This window comes from Telluribacter humicola (assembly GCF_017355935.1).
GTDB classification, from domain to species: Bacteria; Bacteroidota; Bacteroidia; order Cytophagales; family Spirosomataceae; genus Telluribacter; species Telluribacter humicola.
Window position 1 is genome coordinate 186,593 of the sequence record NZ_JAFIQT010000006.1, and the last position, 13,363, is coordinate 199,955.

At 49.4% G+C, this 13,363-nt stretch carries 9 protein-coding genes; 6 read left to right on the forward strand and 3 right to left on the reverse strand.

The features are described 5' to 3' along the window. Positions 1-49: 49 nt before the first annotated feature. The 3 genes from JUB14_RS21830 to rpe all read right to left on the reverse strand — a co-directional run bounded on the left by JUB14_RS21830 (position 50) and on the right by rpe (position 4,391). Positions 50-2,128: an OmpA family protein gene (locus JUB14_RS21830; protein ID WP_207508951.1), complete on the reverse strand. Its 2,079-nt coding sequence runs from the start codon at positions 2,126-2,128 to the stop codon at positions 50-52. A gap of 100 nt (positions 2,129-2,228) precedes the next feature. Further along, complete coding sequence (locus JUB14_RS21835; protein ID WP_207508952.1) at positions 2,229-3,551, reverse strand: apiosidase-like domain-containing protein; 1,323 nt, start codon at positions 3,549-3,551, stop codon at positions 2,229-2,231. A 186-nt stretch (positions 3,552-3,737) separates the two neighbouring features. Then, positions 3,738-4,391: a ribulose-phosphate 3-epimerase gene (gene rpe / locus JUB14_RS21840; RefSeq protein WP_207508953.1), complete on the reverse strand. Its 654-nt coding sequence runs from the start codon at positions 4,389-4,391 to the stop codon at positions 3,738-3,740. A gap of 127 nt (positions 4,392-4,518) precedes the next feature. Between rpe and ligA the strand changes: the two genes are divergently transcribed. From ligA to JUB14_RS21870, 6 genes are all read left to right on the forward strand, one after another. Further along, a complete protein-coding gene (ligA, locus tag JUB14_RS21845) occupies positions 4,519-6,606 on the forward strand; it encodes an NAD-dependent DNA ligase LigA (RefSeq protein ID WP_207508954.1) in 2,088 nt (695 codons plus the stop codon). A gap of 73 nt (positions 6,607-6,679) precedes the next feature. After that, positions 6,680-7,570: a 4-hydroxy-tetrahydrodipicolinate synthase gene (dapA, locus tag JUB14_RS21850; protein ID WP_207508955.1), complete on the forward strand. Its 891-nt coding sequence runs from the start codon at positions 6,680-6,682 to the stop codon at positions 7,568-7,570. A gap of 85 nt (positions 7,571-7,655) precedes the next feature. Then, positions 7,656-8,180: an ABC transporter permease gene (locus JUB14_RS21855; RefSeq protein WP_207508956.1), complete on the forward strand. Its 525-nt coding sequence runs from the start codon at positions 7,656-7,658 to the stop codon at positions 8,178-8,180. 286 nt (positions 8,181-8,466) lie between these two features. After that, positions 8,467-10,125 (forward strand): TldD/PmbA family protein, encoded by a 1,659-nt coding sequence (locus JUB14_RS21860; RefSeq protein ID WP_207508957.1) that lies wholly within the window; start codon positions 8,467-8,469, stop codon positions 10,123-10,125. 20 nt (positions 10,126-10,145) lie between these two features. Next, positions 10,146-11,462 carry a TldD/PmbA family protein gene (locus tag JUB14_RS21865; protein WP_207508958.1) on the forward strand — a complete coding sequence of 439 codons (1,317 nt, stop codon included), beginning with the start codon at positions 10,146-10,148 and terminating at the stop codon, positions 11,460-11,462. 238 nt (positions 11,463-11,700) lie between these two features. Continuing rightward, positions 11,701-13,341: a TldD/PmbA family protein gene (locus tag JUB14_RS21870; protein ID WP_207508959.1), complete on the forward strand. Its 1,641-nt coding sequence runs from the start codon at positions 11,701-11,703 to the stop codon at positions 13,339-13,341. The last annotated feature ends 22 nt before the right edge of the window (positions 13,342-13,363 follow it).

A 13,363-nucleotide genomic window follows, 5' to 3' on the forward strand; every position in this document is an offset into this window, starting at 1 on the left:
TAAAGGTAGCAGTCAATCGGTAAAACTTCCGTTTATTTTCCCATCAACACTATATTTTCAGAATGGTGAACTCCACCCGACGATTCCACTGACGGGTTTGTTCGATCAGGTTACTGGCGATAGGCTTGGCTGGACCCCAGGCCTTGGTCTGGATACGATCATGTACGATTCCTTTCTTGATTAGGTACTTTTTCACCTCAATAACCCTGTCTTCCGATAGCTTTACGTTCTTCTGCCAATCACCCTGATTGTCAGTATGTCCTTCCAGCAGGATTTCCATAGTTGGATATTTATTCATCATCGAAACGATCCGGTCCAGCTCGGGGTAAGATGAGTTGACTACATCGGCACTACTTTGAGCAAACATGATCTGGTTCAGACGGATACGCTGTCCTTCCTTAATCGGAATCAATGCAAGGTTCTTTCGGATATTCCGGAAGTTGGTTTCGCGGGAAAGGTCGATTTCTTCCGTTACCGGAAAAAAGCCTTCCCGACTGGCCGTGATCCGGTAAGTTTCCTTAAGGGGTAGTATTAGTTTAAATTCTCCCGTTTCGGGTTCGAAAGTGATTTTACTGATCTCTTCGTTGGTGCTTTTTATATCTGTGACCAGTTGAGAACTTACCAGAGCGTTGGTTTCTGCATCCATTACATTTCCTGAAATAATGGCAACCGGCTCGGGTTTGATTTCGGGATAAAGCCTGATGCGAAAAATATCTTCTTCCCCAAGAGAGTTTTCCATCGAACTAAAATAGGCGTAATCACCCGCCGCCGGAATGGTAAAGTACCCGTCCCACTGGGGAGTATTGATTGATGGACCCAGGTTCTCGGGTTCGGACCAGTTGGTCCAGGTATCATCCAACCGACGCGAAACAAAAATATCGCCGTTCCCATAGCCACTATGTCCGGCCGAGGTGAAGTACAGCGACTTGTTATCAGACGCAATAAACGGAGAACCCTCGTAATCGGCCGTGTTTAGCACATTACCCATGTTCTTAGGCTCCGTCCAGGTATCATCGGGCCGGAGGAATGAGACGTACAGATCCTTGTTGCCTTCTGTATCGCGCCGCTGCACGGATAGCAGCATGACGTTCCCCTTAGGCGAAAAGGCAAATTCAGTGAAGTTCTTTTTATGATCGTTGTAGTGATTCAGTATACGACATTCTCTCGGAAAGCTCCAGCCATCGCGGGTTCGGAAAGATTTGGATAGTCCTGTTACCATAGTACCATCGGGGCGGTACACATTGATGAGGTAAAGTATTTTTCCATCCGGCGATATACCAGTTATAGCATTGTCGCCAGCGTTATTGATAGGAGCGCTGATATTTACAGCCTCGCCCCAGTTATTCGCATTATCTAGTGTAGACACCCACACATCCTGCTTATCAGCCGACCCCATATTAGCTGGAAATTTACTTCGGGTAAAATAGAGCGTCTTCCCATCGGGAGAGATCACCGGCGCTACCTCCTGTCCTTTGCTATTGATGGTTTTTCCGAGGTTCTCCTTGACCAGGTCCTTAGGAGCCTCGGGTGAAACGCTTATGGAGGCTTTAATGGGAGTAATATCATCGGAGATACCAATGGCATCAATCTGATTATAGCCGCTTACCCGGTTGGGCTGCAGTACAACCTTGATGGCAATAGCCGAGAATAGGCTGTCTTTGGGAAAGATGTTGAACATCCCGCCTACCTCTTTGACCTGGGCAGACGAAGCATTACGACCACCTTCCTTAGTTTGAGGGGCGGGTACATATTCGTATACAAGTACTTCCTTACCGGAGGCATCAAAGGCATATACCTTACTGATGGCTCCCTGATTAAAGTTTTCGGCGATAGCTATCTGTCGCAGCGGAATGGCTTTTGCAAATCCTACTTTAATCCATTCTTCGGCGGCGCCATTGGGTAGGGAGGGAGTCCAGGCACAGGGGCTATCGCCTACATCAGGTAACTTATTAGGGGCGCCTAATATCTGAGAGGCTCGGTACTCCTGCCCGTACGAACCCGGCCGGTACTCTGACGAATACCCAAGTACTTTACTCGCCCACATGACTTGCTGAGCTACCGCCACCTGGCACTGAAGCGCTACTAACAGAATAAGAAGCTTTGTAAATCGCTGTATATGTCCATTCATTCCCATTGAAACGTTACAAAAAGCTGTATTCTGAACTTGTATTTAAATTTAAAACGAAATCATAATCAGGTACTGTACAAACTGCCTATACCTACAGGATCTAATTAGGTGAATTTCCGATGATCAGTATCCAGTCCCATTCGGGTTGATCGGCGGGTGGGGTTACCTTTTGATTAGTACCGGAAGGATACCGCCCACCCAACCATCTTTTTCCGGTACGGGGGCTGTACCATACTTCTCTGAAATAGTCACCTTCCAGTTTGGTCAGGTCTACTTCCAGTTCCCTTGCGGCTGGGATGTACATGACCGCCATACGACGATTGGGCAGGTAGTTGCATGTAATGTAACTCGAGTCTCCCCATACTGTTTGACCATTGACCAAAAAGGAAAGACTCGTATCGGCCTTCATCAGGTACCAGGGAAAGCCTTTTACAATCGTTGAGATTCTGGTCATGTTCAGGATACCTTCCTCTTTCAACTTATTTTTCCAGTTCTTAGGAAACTCACTAACCTGGCTCCGGTAACAGTACCCCATGCCACCTTCCAGCAGCGACCAGTAAGCCTGCTGACGCGAAAGTACCGTTGGTGATACAGCCGAAGTATCGACTTTGAGTTCGGCCATTACGAAAGGCTTCCTGTTTGGTTTGAGACTTTCGTGCCGGGCAGCTAAATAGCTATAAGGTACCTGGGGGCTGGCTTCTGACGCAGTCTGTCCTGCGAAATACGAATTTAGTATGCCAAAATCAAGCCAATTTTGATCAGCGGTTACTACACCGGTACCATCTGTATAGGCGGGTATCATTGCCGCAATGAGGTGCTTGGGTGCCGCTTTCTTGACAGCCAGTGCAAATTCACGGTTGCTCCGGTTCTGACTGCTCTCATCCACAATCCAGAAGACATTGGTGGAGGTGGCAAAGCGCTTGCCCAGGTACTCCCCAAGCTTCTGGTAGGCTGCCTGCTCATTGGTGGTAGATTGTGAGTCCCCTTCCGGCCAGTTTACTACCAGCCCTACCAGGATATTCCGGTTGTGAGCGGCCTGTACAATCTTATTAACGTAGTCAAAGTAAGCCGGATTAGGTTTTGAATGATTACCGGCCAGGAAAGGGGTTTTTCTATTTTTGATGGTACCGTCTGTCTGATCGGGCAGTAGGTTGAGTAGGACAGTATTAAAGGATTGGCTCTTACGAGTATCCAGGTAAGTGATGGTTTCGTCAAAGGTAAGTTTGCTGAGTATTGGCAGACATATATCACCCATCAGCAGGAAAGTCCGATTGGTCTTATCGATCAGGTACGTCTGGCTGGCAGCCACTTTCAGAGGAAACTGGTAAGACGGGGGAGCTTCTGTGTTTACTCCTACTACACTACTACATACAACAAACACTAACAAAAGCCCGGCTATCAGAGATCTTGTTTTCTCTTTCATAGGGTATCTATGGACTTGTTCAGGTTAGGTAGTAGGGGGTAATGTAAATAGATTAGGAACGAGTGCAGGCGTTGATTTTTACCGTCCACTAGTACTGGAAGGTAGGGGTAAGCAAAATAATTCATTTTCATAGCTTTTAGAAATTAAGAGTAAGGGTATGTAACAGGGAGCACAGAGCCGATCAGGCTATTGTGCTGCCCGTTTCAGTTCGGCAATTGTAGCCAGCGGATCATTGGCACTGAATACAAAACTACCGGCTACCAGTACATCCGTACCGGCCTGAGTTAATTTAGGAGCATTTTGGGTATTTACACCACCGTCTACTTCGATCATGAAGTCCAGACCCATTTCTTTTCGCATCCGGTCCAGTTTCTCGATCTTGCGGTACGTATTTTCAATGAATTTCTGCCCCCCAAATCCCGGATTGACCGACATGATCAACACCAGCGACAGGTCCGGCAGGATGTCCGAAAGCAGCTCTACGGGCGTATGCGGATTAAGAGCTACGCCCGGAAGGGCACCCAGTTCTCTGATGTGCTGGATGGTACGGTGCAGGTGAGTGCAGGCTTCATAGTGGACGGTAATGATGTGAGCTCCGGCTTTGCGGAATGCTTCCAGGTAGCGGTCCGGCTCCACGATCATCAGGTGTACATCCAGTGGTTTCTGAGCATGTTGGTTGGCTGCCTCACATACGGGAATACCGAATGAGATATTTGGAACGAACACACCATCCATGATATCTACATGGATATATTCAGCCTCGCTCCGGTTAATCATCTCAATATCTCGCTGCAGATTGCCGAAGTCGGCGGCCAGTATGGAAGGGGATATTAATGACATGGGTAGATGAATAATATCTGTATTTTTGGACGAAATTAGTCAATTATCGAACGAATAAGGCACTTTTTTAGTCTATAAGCCTTACTCGGGTACGGTAAGCATTTGATATTCAATAGCCTTTACTACTATGACTCCTGACCAGCAAATTAGCGAATTAGTCGAAAAGCTGAATTATTACAATCACCGGTACTATCAGGATAGTGTCTCCGAGATATCCGACCAGGAGTTTGATGAGTTGCTCCATAACCTGATCCTTCTGGAAAAAGCGCACCCCGAACTGAAGCGGGATGACTCACCTACCCAGCGCGTGGGAGGTACCATCAGTAAGGTATTCCCTACGGTGTACCACCGCTTTCCGATGCAGTCACTCGACAATACTTACAGTGAGCAGGAATTGCGCAACTTTGATGATCGGGTACGTCGCGGCCTCAACGGCGAGTCGTATGAATATATTTGTGAATTGAAGTTCGATGGTATATCGCTGAGCTTTACCTACGAAAATGGGGTACTGCAGCGGGGTGTCACGCGAGGTGATGGTACCCGTGGCGACGATATTACGCATAATATAAAGACCATCCGCTCCCTGCCGCTGCGCATCAAGTCGGATCAGGTACCTCCCTTGTTTGAGATACGTGGCGAAGGCTTTATGCCGTACAGCTCGTTTGAGAAGCTGAATGCTGATCTGGAATCCTCCGGTGAGCAGCTTTTTGCCAATCCGCGCAATGCCGCCTCGGGTTCTTTCAAATTACAGGATTCCAGCGAAACAGCCCGCCGGGCTCTCGATTGTTATATCTACTCCTTCCTGAGCGACGAGGGTATATTCGAAACCCACGAAGATAGTCTGCTGGGGCTGAAAGCGTGGGGCTTTAATGTATCACCGGGTTGGCAGAAGTGCCAGAGCATTGAAGAAGTACTTCACTATATCCATGAGTGGGAGGAAAAGCGCTTTCAGCTACCGCTCGCTACGGACGGTATAGTAATAAAGCTGAATTCGTACGCCCAGCACCGCGAACTGGGGAGCACCGCCAAAAGCCCCCGCTGGGCCATTGCCTTCAAGTACAAAGCTGAGAACAAACCGGCCGTACTACGGAGTGTGGCCTTTCAGGTAGGTCGTACGGGCGCTGTTACACCGGTAGCTAACCTTTCTTCGGAGGCCGAGCGTGACAAACCCTATGACAAGGTACGGGGCGTACACCTGTCAGGCACCTACGTCAAGCGGGCGACTCTACACAACGCCAACGAACTTGAGCGACTGGACCTGCACATTGGAGATACCGTGTTTGTAGAAAAGAGTGGGGAGATCATCCCAAAGATTACCGGAGTAGATACCACCAAGCGGGGGCTGTTCAGTACTGAGCCTATTCATTTCCCTACGCATTGCCCGGAGTGTGGCACGGAGCTTATCCGGAGGGAAGGTGAGGCGGCTCACTACTGTCCCAATGATAAGATATGCCCACCGCAACTGAAAGGCAAGATCGAGCACTTCATCCACCGTAAGGCTATGAATATCGAGAGCCTGGGCGAGGGTAAAATTGAGCTTCTGTTTGATAAAGATCTGTTACATACTCCCGCCGACCTCTACGACTTGAGATACGATAGTTTGCTAGGGTTGGAGAAAGTCATTGAAAACGAAGAAACCGGCAAGACCAAAAAGATAAGCTTCCGGGAAAAGACGGTTGAAAATATCCTGAAAGGAATAGACAGCTCCAGGTCAGCGCCATTCAAGAACCTGGTGTTTGCCCTGGGAATCCGGTATGTAGGGGCTACCGTGGCCGAAAAGCTGGCCAACTACTTCCGGACTATGGAGGCTCTTGAAAATGCCACTTATGAGCAACTGCTGTCAGTACCCGAAATCGGAGACCGCATAGCCAGTACCGTGGTGGAATACTTTGCGGTTGAAGACAACCGGGAGTTTATTAAAAGGCTTCGAATGGCGGGGCTGACCATGCAGACGGACGACCAACCCGTGGAGGTGGAGAGTAATTTACTGGAAGGAAAAACTTTTGTCATTTCGGGAGTTTTCCAGCACTTTGAGCGGGATGATCTGAAACAGAAGATAGAAGCTAACGGTGGTAAAGTGCTAAGCGGTGTTTCAGGTAAACTAAATTTCCTTTTGGCCGGGGACAATATGGGGCCCTCCAAGCTGGAGAAAGCCCGTAAACTGGGAGTCACCATTCTGTCTGAAGAAGAATTCCTGCGAATGTTGGAAATCTAAAAGAGAATATTCGGCAAGGTCTTTACCTTTGCATTCCATTTTGAACCTTATACCAATTTAATTACAATCTGACATGGCGTTGGACGAACGTTTCAAAGGAGTAGGAGTAGCTCTGGTTACTCCATTCAATAGTGATCATACCATAGATTTCGACGGATTAAAAAAGCTTATAGATTTTGTATCGGAAGAAGGAGTAGACTACCTGGTAGTACAGGGAACCACCGGTGAAACGGCTACTACAAATACGGACGAAAAGAAGGCGCTGCTTGAATTTACCAAAAAAAATAATTCAAAAGGGTTACCTATCATATACGGCTGCGGTGGCAATAACACCCAGACTGTACTGGAGACCATTAAAAACACCGATTTTGATGGTATAGATGCGATCCTGTCGGTATGCCCGTACTACAACAAGCCTTCGCAGGCAGGTATCATTGCTCACTTTAAAGCCATTGCCGACGCTTCACCCGTACCGGTGCTACTGTACAATGTACCAGGTCGTACAGTCGTAAACATGAAGACTGATACGGTACTTGAGCTGGCCAAACATCCTAATATTATCGGTCTTAAGGATGCCTGCTCATCGATGGAGCAGTATATGGATATAGCCTGGAAGGCACCCAAAGATTTCCTGTTGCTCTCCGGTGATGATAACCTTGTGACACCAATGATCAGTGTGGGCTGGCACGGTGTAATATCCGTAATCGCCAATGCGTTCCCGCGTGAGTTCAGAGACCTGACCTGGCATGCGCTGGAAGGTCGGTTCCCGGAGGCAGCGGCCCTACAGTACTCCTTCCTGGACTTTGATCATTTACTTTACATAGAGGCCAATCCGGTAGGGATTAAGAAGTGTCTGGAGATCAGAGGCATATGTAGTTCAGAAGTGCGCCTGCCCCTGGTGAAGGCGACGGATGATCTGGGGGTGGCGCTCGAAAAGGCTATGAAGCGGGAAGGTTTCCTGTAGTTGAATAGTCTGGGTGTGTTTGGTCCAGGTCAATGATCTGGTCATTTGAAATTATTACTTTTTCTAACCATAAACACGATTGCTTATGAAAGCACTACTACCCTTGCTATGCCTTTTAGTAAGTACCGCTTCCTTCGGACAGGCATTTCTGGACGTGGCCGAAGACAAAGCTACCGTTGATAACGGAATCGAGTACTCCTATGCCATCACCAACGAGCGCGATGAGAGTGACTACTCCCGCTACGAGGTAAGTATCTTTGCCCGTAACAACAGCGGTTGCCAGCTGATCTACCTCCAGCGTAATGATCTGTCGACGCTGTTCGAGGGAGATCCTTCGGCTATTGCACGTTTTGAGTGTTTGAATGCTACCGGCAAACGGCTTACCTCCAAAGGAGCTAACCTGAAAGCTCGCCCCTTTACGGTACCGTATCGTCAGCCCGAGAAGAACGCCGAAGGCAAGACCGTGTACCGCAATGTGAACGTACCGGCAGGATACCTGCTGCGTAACGGAGAGAGCGTAACCAATACCCTGATCGTGATCGTACCTAAGGGAGAGCGTCCCCGTTTCAAGTGCCGGATCCAGCGCTTTTCGGAGTTGGCTTATGAATAATCAGCTATTCTGACACTTTAATTAAAATATATTTGGAACAAAGGGCGCACTAGGGTGGGCCCTTTTTCGTATCCTAAGAATTAGTATAATAACTTTTGCTACTTTAAGAATAATCAGTAGCTTCACAGCTTGTTCTGCGATAGAAAAGCACGTTGAAGAGCAGTAGTACGTGCTTTTTCTACTATTTTGACTTTGTACTACAGCTCATTCAAATGTGAAAGCTAAGTACTCGTATTTCATATCAACTTCCTTAAGCCAAACTAACTACCAAAAGTATCATTAGTACATGAATAGAAGAGATTTTATACAACTGTCGGGTCTGGGATTTGGGGCCTTCATGGTACCCTCTGCACTGGAGGCAGGTGTACCCGTGTTGGGCCAGTCGGTAGTGGCCGAGAGGCTGCTGGAACCGGGAGCTGATGTAGCCGTCAAGAAAAAGATGGCGGACATTGCCCTGAATACGGCCAAATCAAAAGGAGCCACCTATGCCGACGTGCGCATCGGGCGCTACTTGCAGCAGTACCTGTTTACGAGAGAGAACAAAGTACAAAATATTGTCAATGCCGAATCCTACGGTGTGGGCATCCGGGTGATTGCCAATGATACCTGGGGCTTTTCGGCTACCAGCGACGTGACTCCCGAAGGTATTGCCAAATGTACCGAGACTGCAGTAGCCATTGCCAAAGCCAATTCCAAAATCCAGAAGGAACCGGTACAGCTGGCTCCGCAAAAAGGAGTAGGGGAAGTAAGCTGGAAAACACCATTGACTAAAAATGCCTTCCAGATACCCGTGCAGGAGAAGATAGACCTGCTGATGAAGGTAAACAGCGAAGCCATGAAGAACGGCGCTGGCTTCGTAACCTCTAATTTATTCTTTATCAACGAGCAGAAGTACTTTGCTTCTACCGACGGCTCCTACATCGACCAGGATGTACACCGCATCTGGCCAACCTTTACCGTAACGGCCATAGACAAGCAGGCCGGTAAGTTCAAAACCCGTGACGCTTTGAGTTCACCCATGGGTATGGGTTACGAGTATCTGGATGGACTGGCTTCCGAAAAGATACCCGGCCCCAACGGACTGGTAGGCTACCGGAAGTCATATGATATGGTGGAAGATGCGATACTGGCGGCCAAGCAAGCGCGGGAGAAGCTCACGGCCAAATCAGTACAACCCGGCAAGTACGACCTGGTACTGGATCCCAATCACCTTGGACTAACGATCCACGAGTCAGTAGGTCACCCGCTGGAACTGGACCGGGTACTAGGCTACGAGGCCAACTACGCTGGTACCAGCTTTGCTACATTGGACAAGTGGAAGACCAAGGACTTCAACTACGGCAGCAAGCTTGTCAATATTGTCGCCGATAAAACACAGGAGCATACTCTTGGCGCCGTAGGCTACGACGACGAGGGAGTACCTACCAAGGAGTGGGATCTGATTAAGGACGGTATACTGGTCAACTACCAGGCAATCCGTGATCAGGCGGCTATCATTGGTGAGAAGGAATCGCACGGCTGCTGCTACGCCGATGACTGGAGCTCCATCCAGTTTCAGCGCATGCCGAACGTATCGCTACGACCCGGTACCGAAAAGCGGAATGTAGCGGAAATGATCAAAGGCGTAGACAAGGGTATCTATATCATCGGACGAGGCTCGTATTCCATTGATCAGCAGCGGTACAACTTCCAGTTTGGCGGACAGCTATTTTACGAGATCAAAAACGGTGAAATCGTAGGCATGCTGGATGACGTAGCTTACCAATCCAACACCCAGGAATTCTGGAACTCCTGTGCGCAGCTTTGCGATAAGGACGACTACCGTACCTTCGGCTCATTCTTTGACGGAAAGGGACAACCCTCGCAGGTTAGTGCGGTGTCGCACGGTAGCTCTACGACCCGTTTTAACGGCGTAAACGTCATCAACACCGGAAGAAAAATTTAACTCCTCGACTAGTTACTATCATGGCTACCTTATCCAAAGAAGAAGCTAAGAAAATAATAGATAAAGTACTGGCTTTCTCTAAAGCCGACGAAATGAGCGTGAACCTGAACGGGAGCCGTACCGGCAATATCCGTTATGCGCGCAACTCCGTATCGACCAGTGGCGAAACCAATAACCTGTCGCTTTCCGTCACCGCGGTATATGGGAAGCGTTCGGGGACGGCCACCATCAACGAGTTCGATGATGCCTCACTGGAGAAGACCGTTAGAAGAGCCGAAGAGATAGCCCGTCTGGCTCCGGAGAACCCGGAGTACATACCCATGCTCGGTCCGCAGAAGTACATCGATACGCCTACCTACTTTGAGAGCACGGCTAAGATTGATCCCGCATTCAGAGCGCAGGCCGCTTTTGACAGCATCGACCCCTGCAGCAAGAAAAACCTCACTGCAGCGGGCTATATGGAGGATACAACCGGATTTTCGGCCATTGGGAACAGCAAAGGCCTGTTTGGATACAACAAAGCTACCTCCGTTGATTTTTCTATCACCGTTAGAACCAACGATGGACTAGGCTCAGGCTATGCTAAACGGGATGTCAACGACGCGGCTCAGCTCAATACCCGGTCTGCCACCGAAGTCGCCATGCAGAAAGCGCTGGCCTCAAGTACCGCCCGCGCGCTGGAACCCGGTAAGTACACAGTCATACTCGAGCCGGCAGCTTCCATTGATCTTCTGCAGAATATGATGCGGAGTATGGATGCCCGCAATGCGGACGAAGGTCGGAGCTTCCTCAGTAAAAGAGGAGGAGGTACCCGACTGGGTGAAAAGCTCTTTGATGAGCGGGTGAATATTTACTCCGACCCCACCAGCGTCGACAATCCGGACGCACCATTCGCGGGTGACGGACGTCCGCAGGAAAAAGTAATGTGGGTTGAAAACGGGGTAGTCAAAAACATGTTCTACTCCCGCTTCTGGGCACAGGAAAAAGACGTAAAGGCCGTTCCCTCACCTTCAGGCATTATCATGGCCGGCGGCACGGAGTCACTCGCTGATATGATCCGGAATACTGAGAAGGGGATACTGGTGACGCGCCTGTGGTACATCCGGGCCGTTGACCCTCAGACGCTACTATACACCGGACTTACCCGCGATGGTACGTTCTACATCGAGAATGGTAAAATAAAGTATCCGGTCAAGAACTTCCGCTTCAACGAAAGTCCGGTCATCATGCTGAACAACCTCGAAGCTATGGGCAAACCCATACGTGTGAACGGTAGTATGGTACCTCCCCTGAAGATCCGTGACTTTACCTTTACCTCACTTTCTGACGCGGTATAGTCAAGGAAGGATAGTGAGACAGCCGGTTCTATGTTCTTGCTGTCTCACGACCTTAAAAGCCATAACCGTTCACAACTCTAAAATTCCACATATCCTTTTGTCATAGCAGCTTTCAAACTCTTTGCTTAAACTTGTTAGTTGGAGGTAAAGGTATAACCAGTTTATATACAGATACTTGCCTAAACTAAGTTAAAGTTGCTTTGTACTTCATTATACACTTAACCAGGAGGAACTACCCTTGAATCGCAGAGATTTTATCCAACTTACCGGTATGGGAGCCGGAGCTTTTATGCTACCCAACATTCCCGTATCCGGTCGCCCCGTTGCTCCGGAGGAACTACTTACCTCTGGTGTGGACGTAGCCATGAAGAAACGCCTGGCCGACGCTGCCCTGAATGCCGCCAAAGCCAAAGGAGCCAGCTATACCGACGTACGCATCGGGCGCTACCTGAACCAGTACGTGATGACCCGCGAAGACAAAGTACAGAACATTGTCAACACCGAGTCGTACGGAGTAGGGGTACGCGTAATTGCCGATGGCTGCTGGGGCTTTGCCGCCGTAGTAGATGCCAAGAGTGAAGCCCAGACGGCTCGTGCGGCTGAGGAAGCGGTAGCTATTGCCAAGGCCAACGCCAAGCTCATGAAAGAGCCGGTACAACTGGCACCTCAGAAAGGCTATGGCGAAGTAAGCTGGAAAGCTCCCATCCAACGCAATGCCTTTGAAGTACCCATTCAGGAGAAGGTAGACTTGCTGCTGGGGGTGAATGCCGCCGCTATGAAAAACGGAGCCAACTTCGTGAACTCGGTGCTCTTCATGGTCAACGAGCAGAAGTACTTCGCTTCATCAGATGGCTCCTACATTGATCAGGATGTTCACCGCATCTGGCCGGTATTCAACGTTACGTCCATTGATCAGAAGTCGGGTAAGTTTGAGACCCGTCAGTCACTGAGTGCTCCCATGGGGATGGGTTATGAGTACCTGCAGTCGAACCCCAAAGATAAGGTAACCGGTATCACGACCCGCTACAACAAAGGGTACGATATGCTGGAAGATGTCATAGCCGCTGCCCAGCAGACTAAGCAGAAGCTAACTGCCAAGTCAGTTGAGGCCGGGAAGTACGATCTGATCCTCGACCCCTCGCACCTGTGGCTCACGATCCACGAGTCGGTTGGCCACCCGCTAGAGCTGGACCGGGTACTGGGCTATGAGGCCAACTTTGCCGGTACCTCTTTCGCTACCCTGGATAAGTGGAAAACCAAAGACTTTAACTACGGCAGCAAACAGGTCAATCTGTTTGCTGATAAAACGCAGGAAGGTTCGCTGGGAGCCGTAGGCTGGGACGACGAAGGTGTCAAGACCAAGCGCTGGGATCTGGTGAAGGATGGTACACTGGTCAACTACCAGGCCATCCGTGATCAGGTACATATTATCGGTGAGAACGAGTCGCAGGGCTGTTGCTACGCCGATAGCTGGGGTTCGGTGCAGTTCCAACGGATGGCCAACGTGTCGCTGGCTCCGGGCAAAGACCAACTATCCGTAGAAGAGATGATCAAGGGGGTCGAGAAGGGCATCTACATCATTGGCGACGGTTCATTTTCCATCGATCAGCAGCGGTACAACTTTCAGTTTGGTGGCCAATTGTACTACGAGATCAAGGAGGGCAAGATAGCCGGTATGCTCAAAGATGTATCCTACCAGTCCAATACGCAGGAATTCTGGAATTCGTGTGTGCAGGTATGTGACGAGCGGGATTACCGTCTGGGAGGCTCCTTCTTCGATGGAAAAGGTCAGCCTATGCAGGTGAGTGCCGTCTCGCACGGTAGCTCTACCGCCCGTTTTAACGGTGTTAACGTTATTAATACCGCTCGTAAGATCTAACCACTACTCATCAACGCTAAGC